Source organism: Eubacterium sp. 3_1_31 (assembly GCF_964249515.1).
Taxonomy (GTDB): Bacteria; Bacillota_I; Bacilli_A; order Erysipelotrichales; family Erysipelotrichaceae; genus Longicatena; species Longicatena caecimuris.
Map to the genome: position 1 here is coordinate 13,899 of NZ_CAXUBY010000033.1, position 18,269 is coordinate 32,167.

General features: G+C 37.9%; 17 protein-coding genes and 1 tRNA gene. 4 read left to right on the top strand and 14 right to left on the bottom strand.

The features are described 5' to 3' along the window. Positions 1-230 precede the first annotated feature (230 nt). Complete coding sequence (locus ACESSZ_RS12080) at positions 231-971, top strand: hypothetical protein (RefSeq protein ID WP_008686934.1); 741 nt, start codon at positions 231-233, stop codon at positions 969-971. 173 nt (positions 972-1,144) lie between these two features. On the opposite strand, the gene ACESSZ_RS12085 is transcribed toward ACESSZ_RS12080, so the two are convergent. The 5 genes from ACESSZ_RS12085 to ACESSZ_RS12105 all read right to left on the bottom strand — a co-directional run bounded on the left by ACESSZ_RS12085 (position 1,145) and on the right by ACESSZ_RS12105 (position 6,561). Beyond that, on the bottom strand, positions 1,145-2,047 hold the full coding sequence (locus ACESSZ_RS12085; RefSeq protein WP_008686932.1) for a sugar phosphate nucleotidyltransferase: 903 nt from the start codon (positions 2,045-2,047) through the stop codon (positions 1,145-1,147). 316 nt (positions 2,048-2,363) lie between these two features. Then, positions 2,364-2,726, bottom strand: coding sequence for a YbaN family protein (locus ACESSZ_RS12090; protein ID WP_008686931.1), 363 nt, complete (start codon positions 2,724-2,726; stop codon positions 2,364-2,366). 1 nt (position 2,727) lies between these two features. Continuing rightward, positions 2,728-3,075, bottom strand: coding sequence for a nitrous oxide-stimulated promoter family protein (locus tag ACESSZ_RS12095; protein ID WP_008686930.1), 348 nt, complete (start codon positions 3,073-3,075; stop codon positions 2,728-2,730). A gap of 97 nt (positions 3,076-3,172) precedes the next feature. Continuing rightward, entirely contained in the window at positions 3,173-4,828 is a 1,656-nt protein-coding gene (locus ACESSZ_RS12100; protein ID WP_008686928.1) for an amino acid ABC transporter ATP-binding/permease protein, read from the bottom strand. Further along, on the bottom strand, positions 4,825-6,561 hold the full coding sequence (locus tag ACESSZ_RS12105; RefSeq protein ID WP_008686927.1) for an ABC transporter ATP-binding protein/permease: 1,737 nt from the start codon (positions 6,559-6,561) through the stop codon (positions 4,825-4,827). The genes ACESSZ_RS12100 and ACESSZ_RS12105 overlap by 4 nt, the downstream gene beginning before the upstream one ends. A gap of 286 nt (positions 6,562-6,847) precedes the next feature. On the opposite strand from ACESSZ_RS12105, the gene ACESSZ_RS12110 reads away from it, so the two are divergent. From ACESSZ_RS12110 to ACESSZ_RS12120, 3 genes are all read left to right on the top strand, one after another. Next, positions 6,848-7,600: a DeoR/GlpR family DNA-binding transcription regulator gene (locus ACESSZ_RS12110; RefSeq protein ID WP_008686926.1), complete on the top strand. Its 753-nt coding sequence runs from the start codon at positions 6,848-6,850 to the stop codon at positions 7,598-7,600. Positions 7,601-7,613: 13 nt separating this feature from the next. After that, complete coding sequence (locus tag ACESSZ_RS12115; RefSeq protein ID WP_008686924.1) at positions 7,614-8,501, top strand: PHP domain-containing protein; 888 nt, start codon at positions 7,614-7,616, stop codon at positions 8,499-8,501. Between the two features lie 308 nt (positions 8,502-8,809). Beyond that, the gene (locus tag ACESSZ_RS12120; protein WP_008686922.1) at positions 8,810-9,430 is read left to right on the top strand and encodes a 4Fe-4S binding protein; all 621 of its coding nucleotides are present in this window, start codon (positions 8,810-8,812) and stop codon (positions 9,428-9,430) included. Between the two features lie 111 nt (positions 9,431-9,541). On the opposite strand, the gene ACESSZ_RS12125 is transcribed toward ACESSZ_RS12120, so the two are convergent. The 9 genes from ACESSZ_RS12125 to ACESSZ_RS12165 form a co-directional block, all read right to left on the bottom strand. Next, positions 9,542-10,111, bottom strand: coding sequence for an ECF transporter S component (locus ACESSZ_RS12125; protein ID WP_008686920.1), 570 nt, complete (start codon positions 10,109-10,111; stop codon positions 9,542-9,544). A 17-nt stretch (positions 10,112-10,128) separates the two neighbouring features. After that, positions 10,129-11,100, bottom strand: coding sequence for a nucleoside hydrolase (locus tag ACESSZ_RS12130; RefSeq protein WP_008686919.1), 972 nt, complete (start codon positions 11,098-11,100; stop codon positions 10,129-10,131). Between the two features lie 196 nt (positions 11,101-11,296). After that, positions 11,297-11,372, bottom strand: a tRNA-Thr gene (locus ACESSZ_RS12135). 206 nt (positions 11,373-11,578) lie between these two features. After that, positions 11,579-12,985, bottom strand: a complete 1,407-nt coding sequence (locus ACESSZ_RS12140) for a glycoside hydrolase family 1 protein (RefSeq protein WP_008686918.1) — start codon at positions 12,983-12,985, stop codon at positions 11,579-11,581. A 13-nt stretch (positions 12,986-12,998) separates the two neighbouring features. Beyond that, on the bottom strand, positions 12,999-14,396 hold the full coding sequence (locus ACESSZ_RS12145) for a PTS transporter subunit EIIC (RefSeq protein ID WP_008686916.1): 1,398 nt from the start codon (positions 14,394-14,396) through the stop codon (positions 12,999-13,001). A gap of 78 nt (positions 14,397-14,474) precedes the next feature. Further along, a complete protein-coding gene (locus tag ACESSZ_RS12150; protein ID WP_165877200.1) occupies positions 14,475-15,305 on the bottom strand; it encodes a PRD domain-containing protein in 831 nt (276 codons plus the stop codon). Positions 15,306-15,336: 31 nt separating this feature from the next. After that, positions 15,337-15,807, bottom strand: a complete 471-nt coding sequence (locus ACESSZ_RS12155; RefSeq protein WP_331866841.1) for a PTS sugar transporter subunit IIA — start codon at positions 15,805-15,807, stop codon at positions 15,337-15,339. 339 nt (positions 15,808-16,146) lie between these two features. Then, entirely contained in the window at positions 16,147-16,626 is a 480-nt protein-coding gene (locus ACESSZ_RS12160) for a nucleoside-diphosphate kinase (protein WP_008686910.1), read from the bottom strand. Positions 16,627-17,057: 431 nt separating this feature from the next. Beyond that, the gene (locus ACESSZ_RS12165; RefSeq protein WP_008686909.1) at positions 17,058-17,915 is read right to left on the bottom strand and encodes a patatin-like phospholipase family protein; all 858 of its coding nucleotides are present in this window, start codon (positions 17,913-17,915) and stop codon (positions 17,058-17,060) included. Positions 17,916-18,269: the final 354 nt, after the last annotated feature.

Genomic DNA, 18,269 nt, shown 5'->3' on the forward strand with positions numbered 1-18,269 from the left:
ATTCTGTCTATCTTAGCTAATAAGAAAAAACGCCTCTTTCTATGTAATCATCCTTTTTTTCTAATAAGCTTAAAACGATAGAAACAAAATGGAAATTTGTGTCATATCTTACAAGCTTTTAATAGAAAAATATGATATAGTCATCACCATGAAGAAGGTAAATACCATTTTCAATGGCTTATCCCTTATAGAAGGATAGCATAAAAGAAGTTGAAGAGGAGTGATGTTTTATGATTGAAAAGTTTTTAGTTAAAGAATCCAAACGTATTCACAAAGCCACAAGAAGGCGATTGCGCATCTGTACACTTTTATTTGTCTGTTTCATGGTACTTCTTTATGTTCTTTTACAAGATGAATTTGCCAGGAATCCATCCTTTAAAAACACTATTTATAGTATAGGTATCGTCTTAATCGTCATCGTTGTATGCGCGGATGTTATCGGGACTATTCGTACGAGGAAAGCTGATGCCCAAGGGGAAAATCTCATTCTTCCTTATCAAGACGGCAGTAAGCAAGAAATTGCCGAGAAAATCAATCAGGATGCAGCAAATGGACTGTTATTTGAAGAATACATATATGAGTTTCCTGAAGGGAAAAAACCTTATGGTGAAAAAATTGTCTTAACATCTTCATATTTATTATTATGCAGTACCAAGATTACCGTCATTCCCCGTGATAAAATCTATTGGACATGTGCACAAGTAGGATATAAGGGTGGTCCTTATCGCGTACGCTTTTTGGTTTTCACTGTAAAAAAAGTGTTTGAAGTAATCGGTGTTGATATTGAGCATGTCGAAGCCTTAGCAAATCAGCTATATGAGTATCTGCCAAACATCTTCGCAGGATATGACGATGATTTTAATTTCTCTTATCAGCTGGAGGAGCTTTATACAAAAGATCATTATGAATTTATGCGCTTATATGAAGCCATGCAACAGCGTTATGAAACACAAGAAAAAGACGCTGTATAGAAGACCATGAAACATTTCTCAAGCAATTTTAAGCAATAGAAGTAACAAGCAAAAACAATCGTCTCATAAAAGCGAAAAAGGAAGAACTCTATGCATCTTGTGCTTGCCAGCGACAAGATAGCATGAAAGCGACTTCCTTTTTTTATGCTTTATCGTTCTTAACCGTTTTTTACTTATTTCCAAAGATCACTTGGATATAAGCCTTTATCAACCAATGCCTTAATACCAGCTTTTACTCCCGGCTTATCTTCCTGATACGTAACACCGAACCATTTTTCATTGCTGCTCAATAACTTCACCGTGGCCTTGCCTTCTTTGATCAATTCATCGGTTACCACAGGAATTAAAAATTCTGATTTCATAGTATTTTCCGGTACTTTTTCATTTAAAAATGCATGGAACTTTGTTTCAATCTTTTCCACATAATCAGGGAAGAATCCCCACATATTCATTGATACCAATGAAGTTGCGTCCACATCGATCCATTCATCGTTCTCAAAATATTGCACACCGTTTTCATGCTTTTCAATCTTGGCACATTCTTTAACTTCTGTTAACAGACCGTTTTCGGATTGACAGATACCTCTTGTCACACTGCCATTATCTGTTAAGGTATTTTCCAAGATGTAACCAATCAAGCAATAGTCTGTATGGTTTGGATCTGCCAAATAGTCATGCAAAATCTTATAAGATTCTCTGCCATAAAAATCATCTGCATTAATGATGGCAAATGGTTCATGCAACACATCTTTACAGCATAACAATGCATGTCCCGTACCCCAAGGTTTACTTCTTCCTTCAGGAATGTGGAATCCACTTGGCAATACAGAATCAATGTCTTGGAAAACATATTCCACTTCTACTTTTCGTGCAATCTTATCCCCAATTAATTCTTTGAAATCCTTTTCCATTTCTTTTTTTATAATGAAGACAATTTTATCAAAGCCTGCTTTAATTGCATCATATGCTGAGAATTCCAAAATTGCTTCCCCATTAGGTCCTAATGGATCCATCTGTTTTAATCCGCCATATCGACTGCCCATACCGGCTGCCAAAACTACTAATGTTGTTTTCATTTTTTCACCTCATGTTTTCTATTTGCATTTTATCATAAAATAAACAGAATAGAAAGGAATACGAAAGGCATTCCCAAGGATACTAACAAACATCGCAATCCTTCTAAAAAAGCAGCAAGTATTCTCCCACCTTTATTAGAAAGAACATGGTTGATACAGCTTTTTCATAATATTTGCAGACTATCTTTTTTTGAAATTCCCTATGCAAGCTTGCTCAACATGTTACGTTTTCCTCTTTTCTAGTTTGTCGCTATTGTCATGGCAAACATCCCTTGTAAAGGTTAAACATAGAATCATAATTAATCAGAACTTTTGCTTAGGAGCGTATGGTTTCAATACGACATAGGAAGTAATAATATTTAAACGCCATTAAACAAAGCAGAAACAGACGCAAATACAGATGCTCCATAAAATACATAGCCAATAATAGCATGGCACTGGCAAAGCTTAACAACGATACCTTCGTACGCAAACGCATGCTGCGCTGTTCAACAAAGCTGGCTAAATGATTTTGATACATGGATGTCTGCATCAGCCATGTGTGAAAACGTTTTGAACTTTTCGCAAAACAATAAGCCGCCAACAACAGAAAGGGCGTTGTAGGTAGAACGGGTAAAACAACCCCGATTGCTCCTAACCCCGTGGCAATGATACCAATCAATAAATACGCTAATTTCATATCACGAAACTCCTTTTGTTTTTCTTTTTTCCCAATGCTGCTTACTTGTGTTTATCATATGTCTAAGGGCCATGAGTGGATGATACAACAGCATATAAGGGCCACTGAAACGCATCACTTCTTTGATCTTATCACGCTGCTCTTTTCGATAACAATGCACCTTACAGCTGCTGCAAAATGTCTTAGTTTCCATGAAAGGGCAATGCTCGATACGCTTACTGGCATAGGCATATAGATCTTCACATTCTTGACAAGGATGTTCCTTATGATGCTTATGGCAATATAGATCAATCATAAAACGAATCGTTTGTTTTTCCTGGTCTCTTTTCTTCGTTATATGTTTCCTCACTTTTCATTTACTCCTTTTTCCTCGATTGACTTAGAAACTTTTTTACATGTTTCTTGATGCATACGCATGGCGGCAAATGTGAATTTCATGCGAACCATCAGCTGCTACGCGTATGCTTCATTTGAATCAAATGATCAACAAAGCGCAATGTACTTGGACGATGAGATACCAAAACGATAGTTTTATCTCTCTGTTCAGCTAGCTTACTTAAAATGGCCGCCTCATTTAGCGCATCCAGATTGCTGGTTGGCTCATCCAGTAAAAGACAAGGTGCATCATGTAAGAAAGCTCTTGCCAAAGCAATACGCTGACGTTCTCCCTGCGATAACGATTCTCCAAGTTCTGCAACCGGTGTAGCATAATCTTTTGGCAACGACATAATAAAATCATGGATATTAGCCTTTTTACATGCCGCCTCTACTTCATCTATCGATGCGTTTAGTTTGGCAATGCGAATATTATTCAAGATGGAATCATGAAACAGTACCGTATCCTGGGTCACATACCCCTGCATCTGCCGTAAGTCTTTTGTATTGATATCCTTTATTGCTGTATCATTCACATGAATCTGACCTTGTGTAACAGACCAAAATCGCATTAAGAGTTTTAATAAAGTGGATTTACCAGAACCACTTTTTCCTAAGATACCTGTAATCTTTCCCTTTTCAAACACCGCATGAAAGTCCTGTAAGATCATCTCATCAGCATAAGCAAAGGATACCTTCTGCAAACACATGTCACCAAAAGTTACCTTCTGCTTACCATTGATTTCTTCTACCTGCTCCTGTTCATCCAACAGATGCAATACGCGTCTTGCACTGGCCATTGTAATCAATAGATTATTTGATAAATTGCTGAGTGCCATCACTGGTCCAAAGCTAGAAAGCAGTAAAACACTTCCCATCAGCGCACTGGTAAAACTGATTTCATTCAATAGATAGAGCCAACCTGCACAAAGCACCATTATACAAGAGAAACCCATGATAGCCATATTGGCCAGCGCCATACTCACACCTTCATAGTGCTTCAATTTCTTTTGCCGTTCATTTACAATCGTACTGCGCTTTTGCATACCCGCTAAGTGTTCCTTGCCTGCTTCATACTGCAAGATGTCCTGCATTCCTCGCAAAGACTCCAATGTATAATCACTTAAATCGCCAAATTCCTTACGTGATGCTTTTCCATCCGCTTTCCCTTTTTTGGTAATATACAATGGCAATAAGATGCCAATACTGCAATAGGCAAAGAAGGCAATAAGGGCAAAAACAGGATGCAGGTTGAGAAACATACCTAATAAGATCAAACAAGTAAGGATGGCAATGAAGATAGGAGAAATCGTATGGGCATAAAAAACCTCCAAGGCCTCAATATCACTGGTGATCAAAAAAATCAGATTGCCACTATCTTTCCCTTCTAACTTTGCCGGACATAAGCGACGTAAAGTGGAAAATACGCGATCTCTTAAAATAGCTAACAATTTAAAAGCAATATAATGATTGCATGCTTGTTCTCCATAATGCAAAATACCTCGCAAGATAGCACATACTCCCATTATGATAAAGAATACAGAGATGGGAAAATCCGGTGCCTGTATAGCGATATGTGCAATCAATAAAGAGGCAAAATAGGGAATGAAGATGGCACAAAGAAAGCCAGTGACCCCTAATGTAATGGCTAATATCATATAACCTGTTAATGGTTTTACTAAGCTGCTCATGCGCAGCATCAGTTTAAAATTACTTTCTTGTTTCATACTGTTTGCTCCTTATAAAACTGTTCCAGTGTCTGTTGTTGTTTAAACATACGTTCATATACACCGTTTTGTTTCCTTAATTCTTCATGTGTCCCCTGTTCTACACAGCTTCCTTTTTCCATGACATAAATACAATCACTATCTACAACACTACTTAAACGATGGGTAATTAATAATACCGTTTTTTCTTTCTTTAAACGATGAATCAACTGTAAAATAGCATCTTCACTTTCCATGTCGATGTTACTAGTTGCCTCATCGAAAATATAGACTTCTCGATCCGCCAATAATGCTCTGGCCATTGCCAGACGCTGCCGCTGCCCTCCAGACAAATTCTGTCCGCCTTCCTCTAACATCGTATCAAGACCATCTTGTTCCTGTAAGAAATCCGCGATACAGACATCTTGCAAAACTTTCCATAACGCCTCATCACTTGCTAAAGGATTACCCATTCGTAAGTTTTCACGAACACTTCCTTTTATGATGGTTGGCTTATGGGTCACATACATCACCTTTTTATAAAAGGATGCATCAGCTAAAGAAGAACGCTCTATCCCCTGTACAGTGATACTCCCTTGATAATCCGATGCAAATCCACAACATAACTTAGCAATCGTGCTCTTACCAGAGCCACTTTCGCCTACGATGGATACAAAGCTGTTTGCCAAAACGTTTAAGCTGACATCCTGTAAGACAACACGCTGTTGATCATAAGCAAAGGTAACATGCGATAGTTGCATGACAATGGGTTCATCGGATAATGTGCATTTGGCTTCTTCCTGAAGTGGTATATCCAACAAACGAAAGATTTTCGCACTTGCGGCAATCCCATTCATCGCAATATGGAAAAATGAGCCCAACAGACGTAAGGGAATGAAAAATTCACTTGATAACAACACGATACTGATGACAGCAAATAATGAAATAGAACCATTTCGATATGCAATCATGGCTACGATACTGCCAATTGCTGCCCCACCATAAGCTATCAGATCCATCACACTTACACTGTTTAACTGCATCGTCAACACCTTCATCGTAATACGGCGAAACGTTTCTGCTTCTTTATTCATTTCTTCATGCTTATATCCATCGGCCTGATAGATTTTTAAGGTAGTTAAACCTTGCAGATTTTCTAAGAAGCTATCTCCAAGACTGGCATAGCTCGTCCAATATTTTGATAACAGCTTTTTCGCAAACTTTTGTACGGCGATGATAGAGAGTGGAATTAGTGGTACACATACCAACAACACCAAAGAGCTTCGCCAATCTAGCCAGACAAGAATCAAAAATAAAGTCAACGGTGCTAACATGCTATAGAAAAACTGTGGCAGATATCGTCCAAAATACGTCTCTAGCTGATCAACACCTTCCACGCTGAGCTGTACCAGTTCACTTGTCGCAATATGTTGCGTATAACTGTTCTTTAGCTCCAGCAACTTCTCATATATGCGTTGACGAAGATGATTTTTAACATCACAGCTTGCCCTATAGGAATATCGGCTTGCCTGCATACTGGTAAGCATGCGAACGATAATCATCAATATGACACCGATGGCACATAGCATCAGATTGCGTAACGTCAAGGTATCCTGAAACATTTCCACAAAGATATTTGCGAAAAGAAAAACCATTCCGATATTGCTCAACATGCCCAGCCATTGCATGAATACCTGTTTCCATACCATGACTTTTGCTTGTGGCATCTCTTTTAATAACCTTTTATCAATCATAAGTCCTCCATAAGTTAGTCTAATCTAACAGAAATTTCGATAGAAGTTTACCATGGATAACTTATCGTGTCAATACCGTCGATCCTTTATCTAACTGGCAATCATTGGAAATAAGGAACAAGCATGCAGGCAAAGGAATAAAACCATTAGATACCCATCGTATTTCCTTTTGTTTTCCACGATACAAAACATATATCTGCTGAAATGCAAACATAAATTCTTCTGTTTTCCATTCTTTCTTGTAATTTTCTTTTGTTTTGATAAAATCAAAGTAAGGAGGGATGACATGTCAAAAACAACAACCCTGCGTCGCAAGCAAATTGAACAGATCGTAGCTACACGGCATATCGTTCATGTACAAGCGCTGGCAAAAGAATTGCTGGTATCGTGTGAAACCATTCGCAAAGATTTGGCTTTTTTAGAAGAAAAAGGTGTCTTATACCGTACCCATGGCGGAGCCCGAGAACGTTCCAGCAATATCGATATTCCCTACGATATTCGCTCACAAGAATATATTCAGGAAAAACGACGCATTGCCAGACAAGTGCCGGCCTTTCTTCATGATGATGATATCATCTATATTGACGCTTGCAGCACAGCCGCTTATCTCGGTATGTTTTTGAAACAGAAGAAGCAGCTGACCTTTGTGACAAATTCTTTAGACTTAGTATCTTCCATGCAGGATAGTGGTCATAAGATTATTATGACAGGTGGCACGTATGTACCTGAAGGTAAGCGTTTATCGGGCGATTTTAGCATGCCTTTGATCCAATCACTTTTCTTTGATGTGTGTATCTTTGGCATGGATGGCTGTAAAGATTTGGATGGTCCTGCCAATATGCGTGAAGATGAGTTGATGATGAACAAGGCGATCTTAGAACGATCACATAAAGCCATCTTGGTATCCGATGCCTCTAAATTTGAGCGATATGCCCATTATCAATATGCCAAGTTCTCTCAGTTTGATGTTTTTATCACAACACAGCTAAGCAAAGAAGAAAAAGCACGACTGCCTATCCCTTATATTATCGAAACTTGAAAGGAGCTACTTTATGAATACCATTGATTTACACATGCATTCCCAATACAGCATTGATGGCGAATTTAGCGTTAAAGAATTATGTGAGCAAGCCAACCATAACGGTTTGCGCGTTATGGCAATCGCTGATCATAATTCGACCAGAGCTTATCACGATGTTACAGATACCAAAGGAGTACAATTGATACCGGCAATCGAACTGGATTGTACATTTCAAGGCCACGACTTTCATTTATTAGGCTATGGCATAAATCCCGAGGCAAAAGAATATGCCGAAATTGAAAAAGATATTATAACCCAGGAGCAACAGGCAAGCGCTCAGCGATTGGCTTTATTAAGAGAACATTTGCATATTTATATTGATGAAGAAGAATTAAAACGACGCAGCTTTCACGGCATTTATGTGGCCGAAACCATTTGTGAAATCGCCATGGAGGATGCGCGTAATAAAGACAATCCCCATATGAAACCTTATTATTTTGGTGGTGCACGCAGTGATAACCCTTATGTGAATTTCTATTGGGATTATTGTGCGCAAGGAAAAGTAGCTTATGTGCCTATTCATTATATGAGTATGGAAAAAGCTATTGCCCTCTATCATTCACAACATGCTCTGGCAGTGTTAGCCCATCCCGGTAATAATGTGAAAGAAGATGCGGCTTTATTAGAAGCTTTGCTGAAACTGCCATTCAATGGCATTGAGGTGTACAGCAGTTATCATACACCAGAGCAAATTGCTTATTATAAACAAGCCGCATTACAACACAATTTATTGATTACTTGTGGCAGTGATTTCCATGGCAAGACAAAACCAAGTGTCACCATGGGGAAATGTCATATGCCAAAGGAAGAAGAGGAAATGCTATATACACAACTTCAAGCCAATGGATTATGCAAGTGATATAAGCATTCCAACAAAAAAAGAGGCCAGTGCCTCTTTTAATGGTTATGAGCTAGCAACCTTTTATATGCTGATCACTATGTCAATCAAGCTTATGCAATGAGAAGAACTTAACATTGCCTCTGGATAATAAAGACAAGTCAAAAGCCAACAAGTCTTTAATAAAGAATGATAAAAGATAATAAGCAACAAGATGAAAAGATTCTCTATGTACAGCCTCTTCTTTCTTAATGGTATTTTCCAAACAGCAAACTTTCTTTTCCGTTATGCTTGGGTTATAGTTAAGTTGTCAAGAAAGAAGGATGCATATGAAAAAACAAGATCTCTTACAAGAATTGCGCAACATCCGCAGTGTAGCCATGGCCAGTGTAGATGCCCAAGGAAATCCAAAGAATCGCATAATTGATGTAATGCTGGCGGATGAAAATGCCATTTACTTTTGTACAGCAAGAGGAAAAGCCTTTTATCAGGAGTTAATGATGAAGCCAGTCATTGCCATTACCGGAATGAATGCCTCCTGGCAAATGATACGCCTGCAGGGAGAAGTCGAACATTTAACAAAGCAAGTCATGTGGATCGATAAAATCTTTATGGAGAACCCACAGATGAAGCAAGTGTATCCGAAAGATTCTCGTTATATTCTAGAAGCCTTTAAAGTAGCAAAGGGTGTGTTGGAATGGTTTGATTTAGGTAAGGAACCCATCAATCGCGAATGCTTACGCATGGAGGATGATGTACAACTGCTTCAGGATGGCTATCAGATACAAACAAATTGCATTGGTTGTAATAAATGTCTGAGCAGCTGTCCACAACAGTGCATCAAACAAGGCAAGCCTTACCATATCGTACAATCCCATTGCCTTCACTGTGGGCTCTGTTATGAGCTTTGTCCTGTCCATGCCATTCGGAAAATTACCGAATGCGCATAGCTCATATGAAGCGTGATTCATTTGTTTCTAATTCCTTTTATACTAGCAGCTTCTTAAAGCTCTTGCTTATCTATAAAACCTAATACCATTTTACTTATGTTCGCTGTCCAATTAACGTTCTGCATGTCGTTTTAGATTATGCAGTAGGCTTGTTGGCAGCTTTTTTAATAAGGCAGCGACAAATAGCAGCGTAATCATACGATCAATATAATCGGTGATCACTTGCACCACAAAGCAGCTCATTGTCAATCCTAAAGGTGTTTTCGCTAAAAGCTGCACAAAAAAGGTAGAGCCACTCGAGGTAATACCACCAAATAGATACGCTGTAATCAATGCACTTAAGAAGGACGTTGGCACACTGATCATCAAAGCACCAAGGAAAAACCACCATCGCTTATCTTGCTTTTTACGCCAAACAAAGCCGGCAAGCAATCCCAGAAAGATACCGACAGGAGCATAGTATAAGGAATACATATCAACGGTTATTCCTAAAATTAAGCCACTTAACAAACTTGGCAGCATCCCATAGAAAGGGCCATAGACTGCCGCAATAAACATAGTACCCATACTATCTAAATAAATCGGCAGTTTCAGCATAAGTGCGATTTGTCCACCAATCAAATTGAGCACCACAGCCAGTGCTATCATACTAATATGATAAATGGTAAATTTTGTTTTCATGTCTTCCCTTTCCTTCCTTAACATACGGTATCCAAAATATCTAAGGCATCGGTTGGGATTGCTAAGATACGGCTGATAAATAAGCGGAAAAATGCATGCACATCGACTTGTGTGAGAATATGTGCATTGGCTTTTCGCTGATAAAAGTCATAAGCATCCACAATTGTTTGTCCACGGGATAGCCCATCACACGCAACTTGTACATTTGAGCTGAAGCCGCTGCAAATAGCAGGATTTAGAAAATATGCCACTGCGAGTGGATCATTGATCACACAGCCAATCAAATGTTCTTGTTTCCAGTGAAAGTCATAATAAAATTTTGTTATTTTGCGAATGAAACTTCCTTGTTTTGCATCAAGACGTTCGATATAAGAAAGCAAATTCGGTGTTAATACGATCTTTCGTGTCACATCTAAGCCAACCATATGGATTTGTTTTTGTAGGCGTTCCATTTCATGATAGACAATCGCAGCTGCCTCAGGATCTTCCCAGTAATTGTATTCCGCAACGGGTGAACAATTACCATGTGCTTTATAACTGCCTCCCATGGAAACAAGTTGTTCGATGTTGGCAAACGCTGCGGCATTCTGCTGTATGAGATGCGCCAGATTTGTCAAAGGCCCCAACGCGATAATGGAACAAGCTTCCTTTGTTAATGTTTCACATAAAAAGCTAACAGCATCTATGTTTTGCTCATAGCCCGCTACTTCTTCTAAATAACTTTCACCTAAGCCATCACTGCCATGAGTATCTAAAGCATCACAGAAAGGTTTTTGTAAAGGTTTATCTGCTCCCAGATAAATAGGAACATCCAGGCGATTCATATGGCGCAATACTTTCTTAGCATTCGCAAAGCCAAGTTGTAATGGAGCATTTCCACAAACAATGGTAATGCCTAACACTTTAATCTCTAAAGATGATAATGCCAGCATCAACGCTAAACTATCGTCAATCCCCGGATCACAGTCAATAATCACTTTTCTTTTCATTTGCATATCCTCCAATAAAAAATGACCTCACATAATAAGCAAGGCCATAAGTAAAAATAGATAAAACACAAAAAAACATGTGCTTTTATTTTTATGTTATGAATTGCCTATTATTATACTGGGAGGTAAGGAACCAGTGTATACTTTTCTGCTTTCATAAAAAACGCCACTTTTATCGTGGCCTTCATTACAAATATGGTGCCGGCTATAGGACTTGAACCTACGACCTACGCGTTACGAGTGCGTTGCTCTACCAACTGAGCTAAGCCGGCACATGAAATCGTGCGCAGATATTATAGCATTATTTTTTTTCTATGTACAGATTCAATTGTAAATTTATCCACAAATTCCAAATAAATGTTAAGTCATTTCACAAGGAATGAAAAGCAGAGTCTTGATGACATCATCATAAAGTGTACCCCATACGGGGGATACATAAATTATAAGTGCATTTCCTATACTCTGCTTTTCTGCTTTTTTACTCTGTGATTTCCAGATCTTCTCCATTTGATTGTATGACTTTCTTATAATAAGCAAACGAACACTTCTTATAACGCGTTCCACTGCCATTCCCTTGATCGTCTACATCAACATAAATGAAACCATACCGCTTTTTCATTTCACCGGTTCCTGAGCTTACGATGTCTAGCGGCCCCCACCATAAATATCCTCTGACATCTACTCCATCATAATCAACCGCTTTCTTCAATTCCGTTATATGATTTTTTAAATAATATTTTCGATACGTATCCTGTACGCTGCCATCTTCCAATATATCATAATCTGCGATTCCATTTTCAACGATAAAGATAGGTTTTTGATAACGATCATACATATAATTTAAAGAATAGCGAAGACCAACCGGATCAATTTCCCATCCCCATTTTGTCTTTTCTAAATAGGGATTTGTATAGCCTGTCGTAAAGGATATCAAATCAAAATCTTTCGTATCTTTTCCAACAACTACCGTATTGTAGTAACTATAGGAAATAAAATCTACAACTCCCTTTCTTAGAATGTCATCATCTTCCTTTTGTACTGGTAAAACAATTCCCTTTCTTGCCAGTTCTTTGCGTTTATAAGATGGATAATATCCACGATTTTGCACATCTACGTAAAACATATAGTTCTTCATAAATGTTTCATTTGCCATAATATCATCCGGATGGCATGTAGCAGGGTATGAAAAGATTCCTCCATACATACTGCCTACTTGATTCTCCTTATTGATTTCATGAGCCAAGGTTACCACCTTTGCATGTGCTATCAATTGATGATAGGCGGCAATCATACGCTCTTTATAGCTGGCATCTTCGCTTATAGCACCTGCCCACCATGGACAATCGGTCATCGTATTGATTTCATTAATAGGCAGCCAATATTTAACTTTTCCATTATAACGTTTGAACACTGTTTCACAATAGCGAACAAAACAATCAATGGCATCGCGATGAAGCCAAGAACCAAACTTTTTAAACATTCCTATCGGTGTCTCAAAATGGCATAATGTCACCATCGGCTCTATCCCACACTTCCTGCAATATGCTATAACTTCATCATAATGCTGTAACCCTTCCTCATTGGGTTTTGTATCATAACCATTCGGATATATTCTGGACCAATCAATGGAAAAGCGATACATGCGAAAACCCATCTCCTTAAATAAAGCAATATCTTCTTGATAGCGATGATAATGATCTATCGCTTTATGCGAAGGATAATTTTTCTTTGGATCAATATCCAGGGTGATCGCTCTTGGGGTATTAACATCACCTGCCGTCATGACATCAACTGCATTTATCCCTTTTCCCCCTTCTTGCCATGCTCCTTCACATTGATCCGCTGAAGTAGAACCACCCCAAAAGAAATCATTTCGTAGACTCATAGTTATCTCCTTTCTATGCACAATCTTTAAACGTTATATACGTCGCGATAAAAGTGATGGCTCCTCCTAACAACATCGCAAGAATATAAAAGATAATATTCGTCGCGGTCGGTCCTATGTAGCAAGGGATGGCAAACATTCCCCCGGTTCCATAAACATTGTAACAATATACTTGCAACAAGCCACATAATCCGGCGCCAAAGAAGTTACCGATACAAACACAAATCAATGGTGTTTTATATTTTAAATTTACACCAAACATGGATGGTTCACTAATGCCGGCAATAATTGCTGTAAATCCACATGATAACCCTGTTGATTTTAATTCTTTATTCTTTGTTTTACAAGCAACTGCCGCTGCTGCTAATCCTTGATTAATATTATTCAGACAGTCTATCGGGGATACGATGGGTTCATAGCCAAATTTTGTAAAAGACTCCAACCAGTACGGTGTTGTCGCATTATGCATACCGGTAATAACAAGGAATGGATATAGTGCACCTAGCACTGCCATGCCGATAAAACCCGTTGTCTCATACAGCCACATCAGAAATGCCGTAATATACGTACCTAAGATTGCACCTAAAGGCGCCAGCACACAGAAGGCTAGTGGAATCATCACAAGTAAAGTAGCGAATGGTTCCATAATCACTCTTAAAAAGCTTGGCGATATCTTCTTAAAGAAACGCTCTACTGGTGCCATGATCATAACACATAAAATGACTGGGAAAACCATATAGCTGTAAGTACCTGCATAAACAGGTAAGCCAAACAACGTGATAGAAGCTCCTTCATCAACTAATGCTATAAATGATGGTGCTACCAGCATCAAACCCATCAGCATTCCTAAACCTTCATCCGTATTGAATTTCTTTGCCGCACCTTTACCGATAAAAACAGGTAAGAAATAGAAACCGGCATCTCCTACAATGGATAACATGTTGTATGTAGAACTAGCGGGATCAAGTATACCAAAGGTCGATAGTAACAGACATAGCACCTTGATCATACCGGCACCGATCAAAACCGGGATAAAAGGTATCAGCGAACCGGAAATAATATCCGCAATTGCAGAAAATGCTCCTTTCATCGTTAACTTTTTCTTTTCCTTTTTCACTGATACATCCAAATCTTCATCAATGGCATCTTCCATTACAAAACCATGCTCTTTACATATCAAACGATAAGCATCATCTACATCTTGCCCAATGATGATTTGTAACTCATCCCCCTGCCATTGACATCCTAATACCCCAGGAAGCTTTTCAATCTCTTCCGGCTTTGATAAACTCTTATCTTTTAAATTAAAACGCAATCTCGTAACACAATGTACAAAATACGTAACATTGTCCTTTGAACCTATGTAATTTACGATATTCTCAGATAATTTCTGAAATTTATTTTTAGACATTTTGCTCCTCCTCTATATGTATTAAACAATGGTACGGCCGATACATTGTTTTAATACCAAAAGACTTTCCCCAGGCGGTTATCCGCTTTTCCCCTCACGCATGCATAAACGATTTACATGCAGCATCAAATATAAAATTTCTTCACTTTCTAATTGGCAATTCATCTTCTTTTCTAAATATGTACAAAGCTTTTGGACACAAGCATTCGTTTTAGGAAAATTAGCAACCATTTCTTCATATAGAATGGAGTTTTCCGTTTTTAATGTTTCTTTTTCCGCGATGCGTTTCATTAAATAGCGGATATGTGTGATAAAACGTGCATAGTTGAAACCATCTTTATCAATTTCGATATGAAATTCACTTTCGATGATTTGCGTAATGTCGTTAAGTATTTTATGGTCAGCTTTCTGCCCTTTTGTATTGGTGGTTTCATAATTAATAAAATGTAATGCAATGGCATACTTTTCATCATCAGGTAAAGTAGTCTTTAATTGTTTCCGGATGATGGTTAATGCATAGGTACCGATAGCACATTCCTTTTTATACAATTGTTTCAAATCATCCGTAAGCATGAAATTCATCATATATCCTTGTTGATGCCTTTGTAAGGCAAATTGAATATGATCGGCTAATGAAAAGATAACATTTGAACTTAATTCGTATGGGATACGTCGTTTCGCATAATCCACGATTTTCGTAGCCACATCGATAACGTCATAGTCAATACATTGCAACAGTTGGAAGTATTTCTGATCAACGTTGTAATACGTTCTTTGTATGATGCTTAAGTCTTTTAGTTCATATGGAATCTTGCCAAAACCGATGCCAGTACCTACAGCAATTAATTCGTTATGATCTTTATCGATGCATAAAGCAACACAATTATTTAATTTCTTAATGACCCGCATACCATTTCACCTCTTTCCATACATAGGATGATTACGATGCAATCTTCATGATGTTATGTGCAGATGATACCTGCCCATAAGTTTTATGAGTAATCACAGACTTGCTCGTAATAATAATCAGAACGGTCATATCTATTTGCTCTTGTTCAAATAATGCTTGATCAAAGCTTAAAATAGCTTCCCCTTTACGAACATGTTCATGTAGCTCTTTATATACGGTAAAACCTTTCCCCTTTAGTTTCACACTGTCTAAGCCTACATGCACCAGTATTTCTAACCCCCGTTTATTTTTAATACCAAAGGCATGTTTCGTATTCGCCAACATTATCAATTGGCCATCGATTGGCGCATAGATGGTTTCCTTCGATGGAAGAATGGCAATTCCATCACCCAACAGTTTATTGGCAAACATTTGGTCCTTTACATCTTCAATTTTTATACATGTTCCTGCGACCGGAGAATACACATCGTCTTCTTTTGTTCTCTTAAATATTTTCAACATATCCTTCACCTCAACAAACAAAAAACTCTTCCAAAACACCCTGAAAAATTTTCAGTGATGCCTCGAAAGAGTAACAGTCTGAATTAACAATTTCATTCTAGCATTGGTTTTCAGCGTTGTCAATGTAAAAAAAGAGAATTCTTATTTCCTAATAAAAATTAAGCGAACGCATCATATGCAATTGGTAATTTCTGGTAATATCTATTAGAAAATCTATAGCTTGTTTAAAAGATGAAGAAGCGTAAAAGAAAAGATGAATTCCTCATCTTTCCATTACGAACCTTCGTTTTAACAATAGCTTTTTCATCCACAAGAGCTTTATCAGCATTTCGTATTTTCTTATAAATAATTTTGCCAAATTTGTAATTCCCGTTCGGCACTTTCTTTAGCATCAGATGCATGAATCACATTATTCACCAATCGCTTTTCACGACTTGCTTTCTCATAATTATCTTCACTAAAGCGTCCGCGTATCGTTTCTGGTCCTGCCTCTGCCGGATTTGTCTTTCCAACCAGTTGTCTAGTCAATGTGATAATATCTTCTTCACCATCATAACTGACACGCATTGGCTGAATGTATCTTGGACCATTGTAATAAAAAGACGCAAATAATTTCCCGGGAAAATTAAATTCTTTATCCATGGCATCAATGACACCATGATAATGATCTAAAAGAACTTTCATAACTTCCATCGTCACTTCTAAACGACAGCTTTTCTCAATACACAATCCATGGGCAGTCAACATTGCCACGACCTCATCTTCCTGATGATTTGCAAAAGCATCTGGTTTTAACATCATAAACGTTACCTGTTTCATAACATACCTCCATTTGTTTCAGTATACTACAGGATGTTGAAACTATCCAAGCTTTTCTTAGTTTCTTATAAAAAGCTAATCATTGTGTGACAAGCCGGAAATATAAAAGAGAACACAGGAGGATGAATGCCTGCTTTTTCACAAGATCTGCCTCTTATCATTTCTTATGGATTGATTGTAAAGAGCAAATTTGTTTCCGACGATAGAATGATTGACTAGTAATATCTTTTTTATCCTTATCAAAAAACGTTCCTTAAGGATGACAGCTATGGCAGAATCATAAACACCAATTATTTTGATTGTCAAAAGCTGCCACAAAAAGGCTTTCATATTCAATATTCCTAAGAGTGCCCTAGTAAACGATCCTCAATACCGATTAACAATAAAAACGTCGATTGTTTTTATCACTTTACAACAAAAAAAGGAATCTGTTACGATTCCATAAATTCACGTATCATGGTCAAACGTTTTTCCGTATCCTCATAACCTAAGTCAAACCAACGCTGCAATAATTCCTTATCACTTGTATAACGCGTGACACCATAATCGGCACTTGGTCTTAATACGATTGCTTTTCCCTCTTCTTCCAGCTTTTTCACAATACCCCATTGGCGGTTGTAGTTTTCATGACGAATACGCAAATATTCACGTATCTGTTTATTTCCCGGATACATCAATCGAGCTAATTGTATCTGCCACCCCGGTGCTGGTTTGCGTACATAATTTTCTTCTTTTGTTGAAATAAAGACGTGTTTATCCATGCCCTGTCGAATACTTTGTTCAATTGGAATCATATCCACCAATCCTGCATCCATATACGTATGATTGCGGAATTTCACCGGTCTCGTTAATAGAAATAAAGAACAAGATGCCTTCATCAAACGTTGTTCGATCGGATCGAAGTATTCTTTGCCAAAGTACTCAACTTCGTTAGTATCCATATTATACACACCAATATCCAACTGTGTCGGGTTTTTCATAAATGCCGCATAATCTAATGGTGCATGCTCTTCAATAAATTTACATACATGATCAATACCAAAGACACCACGTTCATGTAACAATGGTGATACACCAATCGCCTTAGGATCGCTTGCGGCATCTACACCTGAAATCCGCAAACGCTCACGTTGTTTTGATACAAAAGGTAATAATACCTCTGCACCTGCACTGATGCCTACCGTATAAGGGAAGTCAATATCATTATCTAAAAAACATTGTAGAACACCGCAAGTATATGCAGCCTTTGTGCCTCCGCCTTCGCAGATCAAACCTGTTTTTATCGTCATATTCTATACACCTCATAGTTAAATATTATACTATTATCTTGATAAAAGGTAAAGTATTCTAGGGATTTTCACGTAAAAGAAACATCATCAACATCCCGTTTTCTCACTTCTTTTTAACCAAATGAAGAAAGTAGGCGATAGTCATTAAACTACCGCCCCTTATCAAACCGTACGTGCCCTACTAAGGCATACGGCTTACCAATATGCTTATTTATGTTATCCACTATATCGTAGATTCACTCCTGAATTTACGATTTTCTTTATTCTCTCCTGTGTATAGTATTTGATTCCCTGTTCTTTTAATTTATTGATATATTTTTCTTTTCTGACTTTGTTCTTTTCCTGTTGTTTGTT